Here is a 17888-nt window from a genome sequence, read left to right as displayed (position 1 = left end):
CGGCGATGCTCCGCCGCGCCAGGTCCGTCCCCTGGCGCGAGAGGCTGACCCGGCACCTCGCGGGGCGCGGCTTCGCCCGGGCGCTTGGGCTGGCCTGGGCGCTCGGCGCCGTCTCCGCGCTGGCGATGCCGCCCGTCCATCTCATCCCGATCCTGCTGGTCGGCCTGCCCGCTCTCTACGTCATGGCGGGCGAAGCGCCGACGCGGCTGCGCGCAGCGCTGGTCGGGCTGTTCTGGGGCTGGGGCTTCCACGTCGCCGGCCTGCACTGGCTGACCAACGCCATCCTGACCGACGTCGAGCGGTACTGGTGGCTGGTGCCGCTCGCGGTGCCGGCGCTCGCCCTGCCGCTAGGCGCATTCTCGATCATCCCCGCTTTGGTGCTGCGCCTGGTCGGGCCGGGCTGGCCGCGCGTGCTGGCCTTCGCCGGCGCCTGGGTCGCCGCCGAACTGCTCCGCGGCGTGCTCTTCACGGGCTTCCCCTGGAACCTGCTCGGCACCGTCTGGGCCTTCGACGCGCTGCCCCTGCAGGCCGCGGCCTGGATCGGGGTGCATGGGCTGAGCCTCCTCACCGCGATCATGGTCCTCGCCCCGCTGGCACGCCGGGGCTGGTGGGTGACGGCGGCCGGGATCGTCGGGCTGGCCGCGATCGGCCTGGTCCGCCTCTGGCCGGAGGAGCCGGCGCCGGAGCCCGTCGCCCTCGTCCTCGTGCAGGGCAACGTCCCGCAGGAGACCAAGTGGCGGGAAGACACGCGCTGGCCGATCTTCCGCCGCTACACCGAGCTCACCGCCGATGGCGTGCGCATCGCGGGGGAGGAAGCCCCCGACAGCCGCGTCCTCGTGGTCTGGCCCGAGACCGCCAGCCCCTTCCTGCTGGCCAACGACGCCGAGGCCGCGCGGATCGCCGCGCAGAACCTGCCCCCGGGCGGGCTGCTGCTGGCCGGCGCCGTGCGCGCGCGGTTCGAGGACGGGCGCGCGACGCAGGTCTGGAACAGCATGGTCGCGCTCGATCCCGCGGGAGGCGTGCTCGACGTCGTGGACAAGGCGCATCTCGTGCCGTTCGGCGAATACATGCCGCTGCGCGGGCTGATCCCGGTGCGGCTGACCATGAGCAACCTCGACTTCTCAGCAGCCCCCGGGCTGCGCACGGTGTCGCTGCCCGGCATCCCGGCCTTCACCGGGCTGATCTGCTACGAGGTGATCTTCCCCGGCGCCGTGGTCGGGCCGGAGCGGCCGGGCTTCCTCGTCAACATCACCAACGACGCCTGGTTCGGCATCTCGGCCGGCCCCTACCAGCACCTGGCGGCGGCGCGGCTGCGGGCGGTCGAGGAAGGGCTGCCGCTGGTGCGCGCGGCGCAGACCGGCATCTCCGCGGTGTTCGATGCTCGCGGGCGGGTTGTGGCGAGCATGGGGCTCGGCCGGATGGGGGTGGTGGTGGCGCCGCTGCCGGAGGCGGCGCCCCCGACCCCGTTCGCTCGCCTGGGACTGGCAATCCCCATCCTGCTGATCGCGCTGACGTGGATTTTGGCTGGTCTTGGCAACCGATCTTCACGAAGCGGCACAAGTGCATGAAGAGTCTAGGAAGAGTTCGCAGCGCCGCGTGCGCGTACCGGTTGCGGATAAAATTTGAGATTAATCAAAAGAGTTGACAAACTCTCATCCCTGCGTGTAACCCGTGCGGCACGGACGGCGTTCTCCCTGCGCCGTTGCCTGTGGTCCCCGGTCTTCCCGCGATGGCCTGTCCGGGCGGAACCGTAGCGTGCGACGGAGTGCGGAGACGTGACGATGGCGACTGACGACGTCCTGGAGCGCGGCGCGGAGCGCGAGCACCGGCCGAGCCCCATCGACGTGCATGTGGGCAGCCGCGTGCGCCTGCGCCGCACGCTTCTCGGCATGAGCCAGGAGAAGCTGGGCGAGGCCCTCGGCCTGACATTCCAGCAGGTCCAGAAGTATGAGCGTGGGGTGAACCGCATCGGCGCGAGCCGCCTTTTCGACCTCTCGCGCGTGCTGGACGTGCCGATCGGCTTCTTCTTCGACGACATGCCGCCCGAGATGGGCGGCGAGAAGCATCGCCGCTTCGGTGGCTTCCAGGAAACCCAGGACGGCTTCGAGGACGACACGCTCCACCGGCGCGAGACGCTGGAGCTGGTGCGCGCCTACTACCGCATCACCGACGCTTCGGTTCGCAAGCGCGTCTTCGACCTCATCAAGAGTCTGGCGCCGGTCGAGTAGCCTCGGCGGTTACGACCGCAACTGTGGGTTGTCGAAACTCGGGCTGCGGTAGTACCGGAGCGCGGCGTCCAGCGCCTCAGCCAGGGACAGCTTTTCCTCAGCCGAGAGAAACCGGCCCAGCTCGACGCTGTCGCCGCGCGCCACCGCGCGCAACACCGGGACCGCGCCGGGCCGTTCCTCGATCTCCAGCCGCGACCAATAGGCATCGAGCTCCACGGCTTCCTGCCCGCCGCGCCCGTCGCGCCGCCGGACCTGCAGCCTGCCGCCGGCGATGCGGACCGTCTCCTCGGCCGACCGGCTCCAGCTCCGGTGCAGGGCCACCAGGAACAGGACCAGCCCGACCTCCGCGCCAAGGAAGCCCAGCACCGGCCAGGCGCCGAGCAGGGTGAAGAGCACCGCGGGGATCGCCGCGGCGCCCAGCGCCAGGCCGGCGAGCCAGCGCATGCCCCGTGCGGTGAGGCCGGCCGGCGGGTGGCTCACCGCCTCGAACAGGATGGTCTCGGCACCCCCTGACATCGGGTCGGAGTATGGGCTACCCAGCGCGAAAGACCATGCCCCGCGCCATGCCCCGTTCCCCTGGCAAGCCCAACCACGGCACCGCCGAGAAACCCCGCCGTGCGCGGGCGATGAACGCGACGCAGGCCGAGGCCTTCCTGCGATCCCTCGCCGCCGCGAACCCCGAGCCCGAGACCGAGCTTCTCTACACCGATCCCTTCACCCTGCTGGTCGCGGTCGCGCTGTCGGCGCAGACCACCGACGCCGCGGTGAACAGATGCACGCCCGCGCTCTTCGCGGCCGCGCCGACGCCCGCCGCCATGGCCGCGCTGGGCGAGGAGGGCATCGGCCCCCACATCCGCCGCATCGGCCTCTGGCAGGGCAAGGCGCGCAACGTCGCGGCAATGTCGCGGATGCTGGTGGAGAGGCATGGCGGCGTGGTCCCGAACGACCGCGCCGCGCTCGAGGCGCTGCCCGGCGTCGGACGCAAGACGGCCAATGTCGTGCTCAACGTCGCCTTCGGCGAGGCCGCGATGGCGGTGGACACGCACATCTTCCGGCTCGGCAACCGGACGGGCCTCGCGCCCGGCAAGACCCCGCGCGAGGTCGAAGACGGGCTGGTCCGGAAATGCCCGCCCGACCTGCTGCGCGATGCGCATCACTGGCTGATCCTGCACGGGCGCTACGTGTGCAAGGCAAGGATGCCGGAATGCTGGCGCTGCCCCGCGATCGCGCATTGCAACTACCGGGACAAGGTGCTGGTGGCGCCGGCGAAGTGACCGACCCTGAACAGCGCCGCGGTGCCCGTGTCGGTCAGCTTCTCCAGCCCCTCTGGTAGCCCCGGCAGGCCCGGGGCGGCGTCGGGCAACAGGACCAGCAGGTAGTCGAACTCGTCCGGCCAGGACGCGAGGTAGGGCGCCTCCTCCAGCTCCGCCGCGGTCCGGTCCCGTCGGCCGAGCAGGCGGTAGTCCACCGCGATGCCGCGCGGGAAGGACAGGTGCCGCCACTCGTCCCGCACCGCCAGCGGCTGCTGCCCCCGGATGGTGAAGAGCAGCGGGATGAAGGCGCGGCGCTCCAGCACGACGAGCGCGCCGAAATGCCCCTCCATCGTGCCGAGCCTGGCCAGTGCGCGGCTGCGCGGGCCGCTCCGCCAATACGCGGTATCCGCGAGGTCGCGCGCCGTCGCCACCAGCACACGGCTCCCGGGCTCGATCGGCGCGATCGCTTGGCGGATCGCGACAAGGTCGGCGCGGTGCGCGGCCCAAGCCTCCGCCGCCACGCCGCTCCGCAGCACGAGCAGCGCGCCGAGCAGCGCCGCCGCGATCCGCCCCGCGCGAGGCGGCAGGCGCGGATCGAAGCCGGCGAAGACCATCAGCCCCAGCATCACGGGAAAGCGCGCATCCACGAAAGCCGCGCCATGCACCGCGAAGGGCGTCGCGGCGAAGAACGCCAGGAAGATGCAGCAGGCCAGAAGCGACGGCGCATGCACGCCGCGCCGCCTGAGCCCGAAGGCCAGCACGCCGAGGATCGCGACGCCGGTCGCGGCATCCAGCGCTCCGCGATAGCCCGCCACCGGCAGCAGCAGTTCCAGCGCCTTGCGGTCCCAAGGATACCAGTTGGTCTTCCCGCTGGCCTCCGCGAGGGGCGAGGCCCCGTAGAGCAGCACGGCCGGCGCGACCACCACCGCCACCGCCGCGGCACGCCCCAGCGCCTCCCTCGCCCAGCGCCCGCCGCCCCGCTGGGCCGCGATCACCGCGAGCACCTCCTGCGATCCGATCAGCACCGCGGCGAAGAGCACGTCGATGACGTGGCAGAAGAACACCGCGGCGACGCCGAGCGTCGCGCCGGCGATCGCCAGCGCCGGCCGCCGCTCGCGCTCGGCGATCCAGAGAGCGCCGACGAGCAGCGCGATCGCCAGTCCCAGCGTGAAGTTCAGGAAGCCCAGCAGGAAGAGTCCGTTGCAGACCACGAGCGCGCCGGCCACCGACCACCAGCCCGCGCGTCCGAAGGCCGCGCGGTGATGCAGCAGGATCGCGGCGTAGAGCAGCAGAAGGATCCCGCCCAGCACCAGGCGCCCCGCCAGGGTCAGCGGCATGACGCGCGCAAGCGGCGGGATGATCAGGTCCGTCGCGATGTTGGGCAGGATGTCCCAGGCCGGCTGCCAGTAGCGCGCCAGCGCGGGATCGCGGCCTCCCTCCGCGAGGATCAGCATCCGCGCGAGGTGGTTCGGGTAGTCCAGCAACGGCGGCAGATCCACCACCGCGAGCGGCAGCACCAGGAGCATGGCCGCGCCGCAGGCGGCGACGCCGCGCGATGCAAGGGAAGGCGCCGCTTCGCGCCACGCGCGAAGATGGGCAGGCGCTGCAATGTCGGCCACGCGTCCTCGGGGCTGAAATCACCGCTGTAGCGATCCGGCGCGGCAGGCGTGCCCGGCGCTCGCGCCTTTGTTCCCGCCCCGCCATCGCACCGGCTGGCGGTCGGAACGTTTCGAACCGACGCGCAGGCCGGCGCCGCCGTCCGGAACCCCCGGGCACGACGCGGCGTTTCGATGTGTGCATCCAGGACGTCCAGGCGTTCCAGGGCAGCGGCACATGCTCGCCGCCGGCGGTCTTCGTCGTGCCCAGGGTCTGGCTCCACCAAAGGAGAGAGTACGCATGACCGGGGCTCCGCCTTGTCATCAGCGCGGCCGTGACGACAGGCCCGTGCTGCTTGTCCTGTCCCATCTGCGCTGGGACTTCGTCTTCCAACGGCCGCAGCACCTGATGACGCGCGCGGTAGCTGCCTACGAGGTCCTGTTCTGGGAGGAGCCCGAGGAGGAGGACGGCGCCGCGCCGCGGCTCGACGTGCTGGCGCGCGATGGCGTGACGGTGCTGCGCCCGGTCCTGCCGCGCGGCCTGTCGGCCGAGGTCGCGCTCGCAGCCCAGCGCGCGCTGCTCGAGACCGTGCTGGCGCCGCGCGAGGGCCGGACGCTGGTCGCCTGGTTCTACTCCCCGATGTTCATGGCGCTCGCCGGGCAGGTGCCGGCCGACATCGTGGTCTATGATTGCATGGACGAGCTCTCGGCCTTCCGCGGTGCTCCGCCGCAGATGCTCGAGATGGAGCGCCGACTGCTGGCGCGCGCCGACCTCGTCTTCACCGGCGGTCGCAGCCTCTATGAGGCGAAGCGCGGCAAGCACCCCTCGGTGCATTGCTTTCCCTCTTCGATCGACGCGGCGCATTTCGGGCAGGCGCGAGGCGAGTTGCCGGAGCCCGGGGAGCTGCGCGCGATCCCGCGGCCGCGGCTTGGCTTCTTCGGCGTGGTGGACGAGCGCATGGACCTCGAGCTCGTCGCGGAGCTCGCGGCGCTGCGGCCGGACTGGTCGCTATGCATGATCGGGCCAATCGCGAAGATCGACCCCGGCAGCCTGCCGCAGGCGCCGAACCTGCATTGGCTCGGTGGCCGCAGCTACCGTGACCTGCCGCGGCATCTCGCGCATTGGGATGTCGGCATCATGCCCTTCGCCATCAACGAGAGCACGCGCTTCATCAGCCCGACCAAGACGCCGGAATTCCTGGCCGCCGGGCTGCCGGTGGTTTCGACCGCGGTCACGGACGTGGTGCGCGACTACGGCGATGCGGGCCTGGTCTCCATCGCGCAGGACGCGAAGGGGATGGCGCTGGCGGCCGAGGCGCTGCTGAAGCGCCCGCGCGAGGCGTGGCTTGCGAGAGTCGACGCGCGGCTCGCGACGGACAGCTGGGACCGTACCTGGTCGCGGATGTCGGCCTTGATCGAGGCCGTCCCGCGAACGCGGCGCAGCGGCGCCGGGCTGCCCGTCTCGGTCCTTGCCGCGCGCGCGGCGGGAGCGGCGCATGACTGAGGTGACCCGTCTCGACACCAACAATCCCCTGGGCAATCCCCTGGGTCACGCCGAGCGTGGCGCCTATGACTGGCTTGTCGTCGGCGCGGGCTTCGCGGGCTCTGTGCTGGCGGAACGCCTGGCGTCGCAGCGCAACGAGCGCGTGCTGGTCATCGACCGGCGCGACCACGTCGCGGGCAACGCCTACGACCACCTCGACGAGGCCGGCGTGCTCATCCATCGCTATGGCCCGCACATCTTCCACACCAACAGCGAGGCCGTCTTCGCGCATCTCTCGCGCTTCACGGCATGGCGCCCCTACGAGCATCGCGTGCTCGGCCAAGTGCGCAGCCCCGCCACCGGCAAGGATCTGCTGGTGCCGATCCCGATCAACCTCGACACCATCAACAGGCTCTACGGCCTGGACCTGACGGAAGACCAAGTCGAGGGCTGGCTCGCCTCGCGCGCCGAGACGGTGGAGACCGTCCGCACCAGCGAGGACGTGGTCGTCGGCAAGGTCGGGCGCGAGCTGTATGAGCTGTTCTTCCGCGGCTACACGCGCAAGCAGTGGGCGCTGGATCCGAGCGAGCTCGACAAGTCGGTGACCGCGCGCGTGCCGACGCGCACCAACCGCGACGACCGCTACTTCACCGACCGGTTCCAGGCGATGCCGCGCGACGGTTACACCGCGATGTTCCGGCGCATGCTGGACCATCCGAACATCACCGTCCGCACGGGGATGGACTTCCGCGAGGCGCGGCGCCGCTTCTCCTTCCGGCACCTGGTCTGGACGGGGCCGGTAGACGAGTATTTCGGCTTCCGCTTCGGCAAGCTTCCCTACCGCTCGCTGCGCTTCAAGCACGAAACGCTCGATCGGGAATGGGCGCTGCCGACCGGCACGGTGAACCATCCCGCGGAAGCCACGCCCTTCACGCGCGTGTCGGAATACAAGTGGATGACGGGGCAGCAGCACCCCCGCACCAGCATCACCTACGAGTTCCCGTCCGCGGAAGGCGATCCCTACTACCCGATCCCCCGCCCGGAGAACGCCGCGCTCTACAAGCGCTACGAGGCGCTGGCGGACGCCGAGGCCGACACTTGGTTCGTCGGGCGGCTGGCCACCTACCGGTACTACAACATGGACCAGGTGGTGGGTCAGGCGCTGGCGACCTTCGAGCGCATCCAGAAGTCGGTGCCGCGCACCGCGGCGAACGACGACCGCCGCCGCCTGCAGGCCAGCGCAGGCGACTGACGCGCCGGCCGCTTCCGCCCGACGGAAGTAGGCTGGGCTGGCGGGCCGGTCTATGCTGCGAGCATGGACCGGCCGATGACCCCCTTCGCGAGCCGTACGGTTGCGCAGCACCTGCTGCGCGGCGCGGTCGGCGCGACTTGCCCCCGTCGCTGGCGCCGCCGTGCGTCGGGCCGCTCCCATTGCGAGCGCTGCCGGCCCCGGTGATCCGTCTCGCCCGCCGGGCGCTCTGCCTCTCGCTGGCCGCGCCGACGCTGGCGAGAGCGCAGGTCTGGACGCCCTCCCGCCCCGTCGTGATCGTCGTTCCCTACGCCGCGGGCGGCTCGGCCGATGCCCTGGCGCGTCCGCTGGCCGACCGCATGGCGGCGCGGTTCGGCTCCCCCGTCGTGATCGAGAACCGGCCCGGCGCGGCCGGCGCGATCGGGGCGGAGAACGTGGCGCGCGCAACCCCCGACGGGCAGCGGCTGTATTTCTCCTCCGGCGGAACGATGACCGTCGGCCCGCTCACCACGCGCAACCTACCGTACCGGGCGGAGGATTTCGCCCCCGTCGCGCTGCTCGGCACGCTGCCCTACGCGGTCGCCGCGCGCCAGGGGATGCCGGAGACGATCCAGGACCTGGTCGCGCTGGTCCGCGCCAGGCCGGGGCGGATCTCGATGGGGGGATCGGGCGGCGCGTCGATCGAGCTTGTCGTCGCGATGCTGGCCGCGCGGCTCGATCTCGACTGGATCGCGGTGAGCTACCGCGGGGATTCCGCGGCGGTGTCGGACCTGCTCTCCGGCGCGCTGGACGCCGCGGTGCTGGGCGGACCGCCGGCGCTGGCGGCGCATCGCAGCGGGCGCGCGCGGCTGCTGGCCTGGACGGGCGCGGCGCGCGTGCCGGGCCTGCCGGACCAGCCCGTCCTGACCGAGACCTGGCCGGGCCTGGTGGCGGAGGGCTGGTTCGGCCTGCACGCCCCTGCCCGCACGCCACCCGAGGCGGTCGCCCGCCTGAACGCGGCCGCCACCGGCGCGCTGCGCGAGGACCCCGGCCTTGTCGAGCGCCTGGCCGGCGAGGGCCTGGTGATCGCCCGGCCCCTCTCGCCCGAGGCCTTCGGGCGCTTCGTCGCGGAGGACGCGCAGCGGCTGGCCGCCATCCTGGCGCGGCTCGGCCGGCTCGCCGATAAATAGTCTGGCCTAGGCCCGCATCAGCCTGACCCGCGTCCCCCAGGGGTCGCTCGCCTCCACTCCGCCCTCGATCGGCGTCGCCGCGTCGCCCAGCCGAGCGAGCTGCGCGTCGAACAGCGTGGGGTCCCGCACCGCCAGGGAGAACCAGTCGAGCCCCGTCGTCCCGGTATCGCGCGTCCCCGCGCCGGCGCTGTTCCAGCTGTTGATCGCGACGTGATGGTGATAGCCGCCCGAGGCCAGGAAGGCCGCGTGCAGGTCGCGCCCCGTGGTCGCGCGCAGCCCCAGCGCTTCGTCGTAGAATGTCCGCCCGACCGGCACCTGGCCCACGCGCAGGTGCATGTGGCCGATCCGCAGCCCTGCCGGCGCGCCCGTCCAGCCCGACGTACCCGGCGGCATCGCCGCCAGGATCGCCCGAACATCCAGGCCCAGCGTGCCCATGGCCACCTTGCCGTCCTGCCAGTCCCAGCCGGATTCCGGGCGGTCGCTGTAGACCTCGATCCCGTTGCCCTCGGGATCCTCGAGGTAGATGGCCTCGCTCACGATGTGGTCGGCGGCGCCGCCGACAGGGATCCGCGTCTCCGCGGCATGCAGGATCCAGCGCGCGAGGTCGAGCCGCGTCGGCATCAGGAAGGCGATGTGGAACAGGCCCGCCTCGGTCGGCGCCTCGAGCCGCGCGCCCGGGCGGTCCAGCAGGTGCAGGATCGGCGTGCCGCGGACGCCCAGCACCACGCCGCCGGCGTCGCGGGCGACGACCTCGAGCCCCAGCGCCTCGCGGTAGAAGCGTTCCATGGCGGGCAGGTCGCGGACGCGCAGCGCCGCCTCGGCGACGGAGATCGGGGTCCGCAGCGCGAAGGGCAGGGGCGCGTCCATGCGGGAAGGCTGCGCGGAAACGCCCTCCGCCGCAACGCCGGGTGCGAAATGCGCCACGCCGCCCTTGACCCAGGCCACCGGCATGTCATGTCCCGCCCCGTCATGGATCAGGCCGAGACGGCGACCGCCCTGGCCACGCCCGCGCGCCCGCGCCTGGCGGTGGTGCTGTTCAACCTCGGCGGTCCCGACGCGCCGGAGAGCGTGCGCCCGTTCCTGGTCAACCTCTTCACCGATCCCGCCATCCTGCGCGTGCCGGGCTGGGTCAGGCCCTGGCTCGGCCGGATCATCGCCTGGCGGCGCACCAGGCCGGCCAGCGAGAACTACGCCATCCTCGGCGGCCGCTCGCCGCTGCTGGAACTGACGGAGGAACAGGCGCGCGCGCTGGAAGCGGCGCTGAATGCGACAGGCGAGGTCGAGGCCAAGTCCTTCATCGCCATGCGCTACTGGCATCCGATGTCCGACGCCTGCGCCGCGGCCGTGAAGGCCTGGGCCCCGGACGAGATCCTGCTCCTGCCGCTCTATCCCCAGTATTCCACCACCACCACGGGCAGCTCCGTCGCGGCGTGGGACAAGGCGGCCGCGCGCATTGGGCTGCAGGCGCCGACCACGGCGCTCTGCTGCTTCCACAGCGACGCGGGCTTCGTCGAGGCGACCGCCGCGATCGTGCGCCAGGCCTGGGACCGGGCGCGGGCGGAGCTCGACCCCGCGATCCCGCTGCGCGTCCTGTTCAGCGCGCATGGCCTGCCCGAGAGCATCGTCGCCGCCGGCGATCCCTATCAGTGGCAGGTCGAGCAATCCGTCGCCGCGGTCGCGGAGCGCCTCGGCATCGAGGCGCTGGACCATGTCGTCTGCTACCAGTCCCGCGTCACGCCGCAGAAATGGATCGGTCCCTCCACCGAGGCCGAGCTGGAGCGCGCCGGCCACGACAAGGTCGCGGTGCTTGTCGTGCCGATCGCCTTCACCTCCGAGCATTCCGAGACGCTGGTCGAGCTCGACGTCGAATACGCCGAGGAGGCGCACAAGCTCGGCGTGCCCGCCTATTTCCGCGCTCCGGCGCAGAACGCCGATCCTGGCTTCGTCGCGGCGCTGGCCTCGCTGGCCGCGCGGGCGCGGCATTCCGGGCGCGGCCTCTGCTCCTTCGCTGGCGCGCGGCAATGCCCGAAGGAGCATGGCGACTGCCCGCATGCGAAGGCCCGCGCGGAGACGCGCGCGAAGGTCGCGGCCTAGGTGGACCGGCCGCGCCCGCAAGCCGTCCTCTTCGACTGCGACGGCGTGCTCGCCGACACCGAGGCGCTGCACGACCGCATCATGGCCGACGAGATCTCCGCGCTGGGTTGGGAAATGACGGCGGAGGAAGGCGCGAGGCGCTTCCGGGGCCTCGCCTGGGAAGCGATCGGCCCGCAGGTGGAGCAGCGGCTCGGGCCGGGCTCGGTGCCCGCGGAGTTCCTGCCGAACCTGATCCGCCGCGTCGTCCGCGCGCTGGAGCACGAGGCGGTGCCGATCCCGGGCGCGGTGGAGGCCATCGGCGCCATCGTCGCGGCCGGCATCCCCGTCGCGGTCGCCAGCAACTCCTCCCGCGCGGAGCTCGCGACGAAGCTGCGGCGGCTCGGCCTGGCGGAGATCTTCCGTGGCCGCGCCTTCAGCGTGAACGACGTGGAGCGCCCCAAGCCCGCGCCCGACATGTACCGCGCCGCCGCCCAGGCCTGCGGCGCCGACCCGCATCGCTGCGTCGTGGTGGAGGACAGCGTTGCCGGCGCGCGCGCGGGCATCGCGGCGGGCTGCCGCGTGCTGGGCTTCACCTCCTCGACCTCGGCCGAGGCGCTGCGCGCGGCCGGCGCCGAGCCCTTCGATGCCATGCGCGACCTGCCGGGGCTGCTCGGGCTGGGCGCCGCGGAGTAGGGTCGTCGGAATTGACCAGGGGAATGACAATGCGCCGGATGCTGCCCGCCCTTGCGTTGCTCGCCTTCGCCACGCCCGCCTTCGCGCAGCGCCCGCCGGCGCCGCCCGAGGCGCAGACGCTGGGCCCCGGCCGCAGCGAGGGCTTCGTCGTGGATGCCGAGAAGGGCTGCTGGCTCTGGATGAGCGGCTTCGGCGCCGATGTCTCGGAACTGGCGGTGCGCTGGAGCGGGACCTGCCCGAACGGCCCCGCCGAAGGCCAGGGGCGCAGCGTGCTGACCTGGCGGGAGCGCGGCGAGCCCCGCGAGATGGTGTTCGACGGCATGCTGCGCGGCGGCAAGGCGCAGGGCCGCGGGCGGCTTGCGAATTTCCGCGACGGCGAGCCGATCGCGCTCGAGGAAGGCGAGTATGTCGACGACTACCTCGTGCAGGGCCGCATCGAGCTTCCGGGGGCGGGCCTGGTCTATGAGGGCAGCGTCCAGCGCGGCCGGCCGAACGGGAAGGGACGGCTGACGCTGCGCGGGCAGACGATCGAGGGCGAGTGGGTGCAGGGCTGCCTGCAGCTCCGCGGCGGCGCCTGGTTGGCCTTCGGCCGCTCGGCCGAGAGCTGCCAGCAGACGGAAAGCTGATGACGCTCGACTTCCTGGCGCCCGCCTATCCCTGGATCAAGTCGCTGCACGTGATCTCGGTCTTCGCCTGGATGGCGGGGCTGTTCTACCTGCCTCGGCTTTACGTTTATCACTCGCAGGTGCCGCCCGGGGACGTCCGCTCCGAGACCTTCAAGGTGATGGAGCGGCGGCTGCTGCGGGCGATCATGAACCCCGCCATGATCGCGGCCTATGTCTTCGGCATCCTTGTCGTGCTGACGCCGGGGATCATCGACTGGAAGGCCGGCTGGTGGCACCTGAAGCTGCTGGGCGTCGTCGCGGTGACCTGGGTGCACCATGACCTGTCCAGGGCGCGGAAGGCCTTCGAGCGCGACGAGCGGCCGCGGTCGGAGCGGGCCTGGCGGATCATCAACGAGGTCCCGACGCTGGCGCTGGTCCTGATCGTCACGATGGTGATCGCGAAGCCGTTCTGACATCGACGGCGGTATGCACGGACGACAGGTGGTGCCAGGGCGGACAAGCTCGCCTGAAGGATGGCTGAAATGTGGCAGGGTTGCCGCACTCCCGCCTTGTTCCGCTGTGCGGTGGAAGCTCACGATTGCGTGTAGTTTGTAGGTTGTATACCGATTGAGGCTTCTCCACCCATGCGGGGCCTCATGCCGGATCAAGACAGCTTCGAGAGACGCCCCGGCCCGATCCGCGACGCATGGCGCTTGGCCAGGGGCTGGGCGAAGGCGGAGCCCTGGATCGCCGGCAGCCTCGCCGCGGCCGCGCTTGCGTTCATCGGCGTGCAGCTCGCGATCGATTGGGGCTTGGCGCTCTGGCAGCGCGGCAGCTTCGACGCCCTGGAGGTGCGCGACGGCGAGGCCTTCGCGACGCAATTGCTGGTCTTCTTCGGGCTGATCCTGGCCTTGATGGCGACCTCGGTCGGGCGGCTCTGGACGCGGCAGGAGATCGCGCTGCGCTGGCGGCGCTGGCTGGTGCTCAGGCTGCAGGCCGCGATGCTGGTGGAAGGCCGCGCCCCCGGCCCGGCGGACGCCGCCGGCGCCGACAACCCGGACCAGCGCATCGGCGAGAACACGCGCTGGGCCACCGCCATCGCCGTGGACCTCGTGCTGGGGCTGATCTACGCGGTCGTGCTGCTGGTCTCCTTCGCGGGGATGCTCTGGGCGCTGTCGGCCCATGTCGCGCTGCCCACGCCCTGGGGCGCCATGCACCTTCCCGGCGGGATGCTCTGGGCGGCGCTGCTCTATGCCGCGGCCTGCGCCGGCGTGACGATGCTGGTTGGCCGGCGCCTTCCCGGGATCAACATGGCGCGCAACGCCGCCGAGGGCGACCACCGCTACGCCCTGGTGCGCGTCGGCGAGAACGCCGAGGCGATCGCGATGCTCGGTGGCGAGAAGGACGAGCGGCGCGGCCTGGCCGACTGCTATGGCCGCCTGGAGCACGCGATGCGCCGGATGTTCCGCGCCGAACGCGACCTGATGTGGCTGGGCTGTTGCTACATGCCCGTCGCCGGCGTCGTGCCGCTGCTGCTCGGCGCGCCGCAGTACTTCGCGGGCGCGGTGACGCTGGGGATGCTGATGCAGACCGCGCAGGCCTTCCACGAGGTCACGCGCGCGCTGTGCTGGCTGACGGAGAACTGGCCACGGCTCGCGGATTGGCGCTGCCATGTCGCGCGCGTGGTCGAGCTGGAGCGCGCGCTGGAAGCGCCGAGCGCGCCGGGAGCGCTGCAGCGCGAGGAGCGGGCCGAGGTGCTGGAACTCCGCGGCGTCGCGCTGGCGACGCCCTGCGGGCGCACCCTGCTGCATGCATCGTCGGTCACGGTGGAGGCCGGCGAGCGCGTGCTGATCCGCGGCGGCAGCGGCACCGGCAAGTCGTCGCTGTTCCGCGCCATCGCGGGGCTCTGGAGCTGGGGCGAGGGCGAGATCCGCGTCCCCTGCCGCCAGGCCAGCCTGTTCATGCCGCAGCGCCCCTACCTGCCGCTTGGCACGCTGGCCTCCGCGCTGTGCTACCCCGCCCCGCCCGACGCCTTCCCGCGGGAGTCGCTGGAGGGGGCGCTGCGGCGCTGCCGGCTGCCGCACCTCGTCGCGCGGCTCGGCGAGGCCGCGCGCTGGGACCGCGTGCTCTCGCTCGGTGAGCAGCAGCGCGTCGCCTTCGCGCGGCTGCTGCTGCACCGGCCGCGCTGGGTCTTCATGGACGAAGCGACCTCGGCGCTGGACGAGGCGAACCAGGCCGCGATGTTCGCGCTGCTGGCGGAGGAACTGCCGGGTGCGGCGGTGCTGTCGATCGGCCACCGGCCGGGTCTCGACCGTCATCACGACCGTGAACTGGTGGTCCAGGCCGGGCCGGGCGGCGCGCGGCTGGTGCCGCACCGCGACGTGCCGCGGGCGCTGCCGCGGCGGGAGCCCGCGATGCACGCGGCCGCGCGCGCCTGGCGCGCGGGGCAGGACATGCCAGCGGCGGCGCGCGGCCAGCCCTCGCTGCGCTGAGAGACCGTTTGAGAACACCGGACGGGTCGGCTCGGCGCGCCTTTTCCGCCCCTGCGTCGTTACCGGGCTTGCCGATGCAATCAGCATCGGCGGCACCCGGCGCCTAGCAGGGACGAAAAGCGCCCTGCGGATCCTCAGCCGCCGGCATTCTCAAGCGGTCTCTGAGACCGGGCGTCAGCCGCGCGGGGGAATCTCGTACCAGTCGCCTTTCGACTGCGCCCAGACGTCACGGATCACCGTCATGCCCGTCGGCGGGTCCACCGTGCCAGCGGAGACCAGCATCCGCCCGCCCTCCTTCAGGCGCTTGAACAGCCGCCCGCCGCAGCGCGAGCAGAAGCCGCGCTCGGCCGCGGGGCTCGAGGCGTACCACACCAGCGTGGCGTCGCTGTCGAGCGTGACCGCCTCGGCCGCCGCGGCGAGCATCGCGTTTGCGTTGCCGTGCATCTGCTGGCAGTCGCGGCAATGGCAGACGATCACGCCGACGGCTTCCGCGACACGGTAGCGCACGCCGCCGCAATGGCACCGTCCCGTGAACGGCATCGGCTTCATCCCCCCCAGCGCCCCGATCACGGCGCGCGCCGTCTCGGCACCGGAGAAGTTCTGCTGGCCGGTGACGAGGTTGCCGTCGCGCACGGCGAAGCCGCGCCAGAGCCCGACCTGGATGTAGTTGGCGCCGAGCGCCTTCAGCGCATCCTCGATCCGCCACGGCATGACGTGCCTGTCGCGCGGCAGCGCGCCCATGGACCAGACCGCGCTGTCCGCGAAGTCCTCCTCGACATTCGCGAAGCCCGTCACGGTGCGGCCCTTGGCGACGTACTCGCCGTTCGACAGCTTCGCGTAGCGCAGGATCGCCGTGCCGTGGCAGAGCGCGGCGGCGACCTTGCCGGTCTCGAGGAAGGCGGCGAATCTCGCATGCAGGGCGGTTGCGCCCTCGAAGGTGAACATCGGCGCCTGGCCGCCGGCCACGACGATCGCGTCGAAGGCGTCGAGGCTGATCGCCTCGACGGGCTTCGTCGCCTCGACCAGCGCGGCAAGGCGCGGCGTCGCGATGAAGCCCATGGTGACGATGTCGTCGGACGAATAGCCCGAGGGATCGCGCGGATCGCTCATCGCATCGGCTTCGCAACGTCCGCCGCCGGGGCTGAACAGCTCGACCTCGTAGCCGCGCTCGTGGAAGGCCAGCCAGGGATGCGTGAGCTCGCTCCACCAGAAGCCGACCGGCCAGCCCGTGGTGGAGGAGACCGCGGGATTGGCGAGGACGAGAGCGATGCGCTTCGGCTTCGCCCGGTCCACCGGGTTCGGGTCCTTGAGGCTCATGCGGTCCTGCCGGCGGTCAGGCGCGCAGCAGCGCGAAGGCGATGTCGCGGCCGAGGCCGCGCTTCGCCGCGAGCTCGATCCAGAGCATCGCATGCGCCTCCAGCAGCCGGGCGGCGCGCAGCGGGCCGGCATCCACGGGGTCGAAGCCGATGTCGGCCGCGAGCCTCAGCGCGAGGGCGCGCGCCTCGTCGTCCTCGGACGCGGCGAACATCACGGGCTTCGGCGCGAAGCGGCCGGCCTCGGCCAGCACGCCGAAGCCGGCGGTGTTGAAGCACTTGACCAGGCGAAGGCCTGGCAGCGCGCGGGCGATCTCCTCGGCGGCCGAGGTCGAATGGCCGATCGAAAGCCCGAGCCCGTCCGCGCCCATCTCCAGCGGGTTGGTGGCGTCGATGACCGGCACCGCGCCGGGCCGGACCGCCGACAGCGCGCCCACGGCCGCGGCATAGGGCGTGGCGAGGACGTAGGCCTCGGCCCCGTCCAGCGGAGCGAGCGGCGCCGAGGGGGTGGCGCCCGGCGCGGCGCCGGGGGCCGCGGGATCGCGGCGCAACAGCACCGGCGCATGCCCCGCGCGGGCGAAGGCCCCGGCGAGCGCCGTTCCGACATTCCCGCCGCCGATGATACCGATGCGCATTTTCACCTCGCTTGATGGTCTGGCGAAAAGGTAGAGGAGGAACGGCTTCCACCAACTGAAACTTATGCATGTCGACATGAGCGAGATGAAACTCCGCCGGCTCGACCTGACGCTGCTGCTGGTGCTCGACGGGGCGCTGCGGCACCGGAAGCTCAGCGTGGTCGCCGGCGAGCTCGGACTGAGCCAGCCCGCGGTGAGCCACGCGTTGGCGCGCCTGCGGCAGATCTTCGACGACCCGCTCTTCCTGCGACGCCCCGGCGGCGTCGAGCCGACGGCCCGGGCGCTGGACCTGGCGCCGCGCATCGCTTCGGTGCTGGCGCTGGCCCGCGCCGCGGTGGCGCCGCCGGCGGCTTTCGACCCCGCGCGCAGCGAGCGTGTCTTCCGCCTGGCGGGGCTGGACTACGAGGCCGCGCGCTTCGGCCCGCCCCTCCTCTCTCGCTTCGTCGCGGCCGGGCCGGGGTTGCGGCTGTCCTTCCGCCCGCAGGCACGCGACGCCGCGCTGCGCGCGCTGGCGGACGACGAGGTGGACCTCGCGATCGGCCTGTTCCCGCGCCGACCGCCCGAGATCCTCACCCTGCCGCTGTACGAGGAGAGCTACCTGGTCGCCGCCGCGGCATCGCATCCCGCGCTGGCAGGCCGGGAGACGCTCGAGCTCGATGCCTATTGCGCGATGGATCATGTGCTGGTGTCGCTCGATGGCGGGCTCGAGGGGACGGTGGACGCGGCGCTGGCGAGGCTCGGGCGGCGGCGCCGGGTGGTCGCAGCGATGCCGGGGTTCCTGCCGGCGCTGGCCGCCGCGGGGGAGGGCGGGTTCCTGGCGACCATGCCCCGCCGGGTGGTGGAGCGGCACGCCGGGCGCTTCGGCCTGCGCGCCTTCGCGCCGCCGCTGGCAATCCGCCCCTTCACGCTGAGCGTGGCCTGGCATCGACGGCACGAGGGCGAGCCCGGCCTGCGCTGGCTGCTGGGCGCGCTGGAGGCAATCGTGCGGGAGGACGCGCGCGAGGGCGTGAGCATAGGCCCTTGAAAACCCGGTGCCGCGTGCCACGTTGCGGTTGACGGCGGGCATTGCGGCCCCTAGGGTCCGATCGCCTTCTGGCAAC

Annotated in this window: 17 protein-coding genes; 12 read left to right on the top strand and 5 right to left on the bottom strand. The window is 72.5% G+C overall.

All coding sequences use genetic code 11. The features are described 5' to 3' along the window. Positions 1–5: 5 nt before the first annotated feature. Entirely contained in the window at positions 6–1568 is a 1563-nt protein-coding gene (gene lnt, locus ACLF3M_RS17660) for an apolipoprotein N-acyltransferase (RefSeq protein ID WP_430658277.1), read from the top strand. Positions 1569–1781: 213 nt separating this feature from the next. Then, positions 1782–2228: a helix-turn-helix domain-containing protein gene (locus ACLF3M_RS17655; RefSeq protein ID WP_430658276.1), complete on the top strand. Its 447-nt coding sequence runs from the start codon at positions 1782–1784 to the stop codon at positions 2226–2228. 9 nt (positions 2229–2237) lie between these two features. Here the strand turns inward: ACLF3M_RS17655 and ACLF3M_RS17650 are convergent, their stop codons facing one another. Next, positions 2238–2744 carry a DUF2244 domain-containing protein gene (locus tag ACLF3M_RS17650; protein WP_430658275.1) on the bottom strand — a complete coding sequence of 169 codons (507 nt, stop codon included), beginning with the start codon at positions 2742–2744 and terminating at the stop codon, positions 2238–2240. A 47-nt stretch (positions 2745–2791) separates the two neighbouring features. Between ACLF3M_RS17650 and nth the strand changes: the two genes are divergently transcribed. After that, on the top strand, positions 2792–3502 hold the full coding sequence (gene nth / locus ACLF3M_RS17645; RefSeq protein ID WP_430658274.1) for an endonuclease III: 711 nt from the start codon (positions 2792–2794) through the stop codon (positions 3500–3502). Here nth and ACLF3M_RS17640 read toward each other — a convergent pair. After that, positions 3466–5007, bottom strand: coding sequence for a hypothetical protein (locus ACLF3M_RS17640; protein ID WP_430658273.1), 1542 nt, complete (start codon positions 5005–5007; stop codon positions 3466–3468). The genes nth and ACLF3M_RS17640 overlap by 37 nt on opposite strands. Positions 5008–5425: 418 nt before the next feature. On the opposite strand from ACLF3M_RS17640, the gene ACLF3M_RS17635 reads away from it, so the two are divergent. The 3 genes from ACLF3M_RS17635 to ACLF3M_RS17625 all read left to right on the top strand — a co-directional run bounded on the left by ACLF3M_RS17635 (position 5426) and on the right by ACLF3M_RS17625 (position 8977). Beyond that, complete coding sequence (locus ACLF3M_RS17635) at positions 5426–6580, top strand: glycosyltransferase family 1 protein (RefSeq protein ID WP_430658272.1); 1155 nt, start codon at positions 5426–5428, stop codon at positions 6578–6580. Continuing rightward, positions 6573–7811 carry a UDP-galactopyranose mutase gene (glf, locus tag ACLF3M_RS17630; protein ID WP_430658271.1) on the top strand — a complete coding sequence of 413 codons (1239 nt, stop codon included), beginning with the start codon at positions 6573–6575 and terminating at the stop codon, positions 7809–7811. Before ACLF3M_RS17635 ends, glf begins: the two co-directional genes overlap by 8 nt. 200 nt (positions 7812–8011) lie before the next feature. Then, entirely contained in the window at positions 8012–8977 is a 966-nt protein-coding gene (locus tag ACLF3M_RS17625) for a Bug family tripartite tricarboxylate transporter substrate binding protein (RefSeq protein ID WP_430658270.1), read from the top strand. Positions 8978–8983: 6 nt separating this feature from the next. Here ACLF3M_RS17625 and ACLF3M_RS17620 read toward each other — a convergent pair whose 3' ends face one another. Continuing rightward, entirely contained in the window at positions 8984–9922 is a 939-nt protein-coding gene (locus ACLF3M_RS17620; protein ID WP_430658269.1) for a VOC family protein, read from the bottom strand. Between the two features lie 9 nt (positions 9923–9931). Between ACLF3M_RS17620 and hemH the strand changes: the two genes are divergently transcribed. From hemH to ACLF3M_RS17595, 5 genes are all read left to right on the top strand, one after another. Further along, positions 9932–11071, top strand: coding sequence for a ferrochelatase (hemH, locus tag ACLF3M_RS17615; protein WP_430658268.1), 1140 nt, complete (start codon positions 9932–9934; stop codon positions 11069–11071). Beyond that, positions 11072–11743: an HAD family hydrolase gene (locus ACLF3M_RS17610; protein WP_430658267.1), complete on the top strand. Its 672-nt coding sequence runs from the start codon at positions 11072–11074 to the stop codon at positions 11741–11743. 38 nt (positions 11744–11781) lie between these two features. After that, positions 11782–12369, top strand: a complete 588-nt coding sequence (locus ACLF3M_RS17605) for a hypothetical protein (protein WP_430658266.1) — start codon at positions 11782–11784, stop codon at positions 12367–12369. After that, a complete protein-coding gene (gene hemJ, locus ACLF3M_RS17600) occupies positions 12369–12821 on the top strand; it encodes a protoporphyrinogen oxidase HemJ (RefSeq protein WP_430658265.1) in 453 nt (150 codons plus the stop codon). Before ACLF3M_RS17605 ends, hemJ begins: the two co-directional genes overlap by 1 nt. A gap of 183 nt (positions 12822–13004) precedes the next feature. After that, the gene (locus ACLF3M_RS17595) at positions 13005–14840 is read left to right on the top strand and encodes an ABC transporter ATP-binding protein/permease (protein WP_430658264.1); all 1836 of its coding nucleotides are present in this window, start codon (positions 13005–13007) and stop codon (positions 14838–14840) included. 174 nt (positions 14841–15014) lie between these two features. Here ACLF3M_RS17595 and ACLF3M_RS17590 read toward each other — a convergent pair whose 3' ends face one another. Then, positions 15015–16157 (bottom strand): DJ-1/PfpI family protein, encoded by a 1143-nt coding sequence (locus ACLF3M_RS17590; protein WP_430658263.1) that lies wholly within the window; start codon positions 16155–16157, stop codon positions 15015–15017. A 16-nt stretch (positions 16158–16173) separates the two neighbouring features. Beyond that, on the bottom strand, positions 16174–16788 hold the full coding sequence (locus ACLF3M_RS17585) for an NADPH-dependent F420 reductase (RefSeq protein ID WP_430658262.1): 615 nt from the start codon (positions 16786–16788) through the stop codon (positions 16174–16176). 76 nt (positions 16789–16864) lie between these two features. On the opposite strand from ACLF3M_RS17585, the gene ACLF3M_RS17580 reads away from it, so the two are divergent. Beyond that, on the top strand, positions 16865–17812 hold the full coding sequence (locus ACLF3M_RS17580; RefSeq protein WP_430658261.1) for a LysR substrate-binding domain-containing protein: 948 nt from the start codon (positions 16865–16867) through the stop codon (positions 17810–17812). Positions 17813–17888: the final 76 nt, after the last annotated feature.

The organism is Falsiroseomonas sp. HW251 (assembly GCF_050563545.1).
GTDB lineage: Bacteria > Pseudomonadota > Alphaproteobacteria > Acetobacterales > Acetobacteraceae > Falsiroseomonas.
Note: the sequence above shows the minus strand (reverse complement) of the source record. Positions and strands in the feature narration are given on the sequence as shown.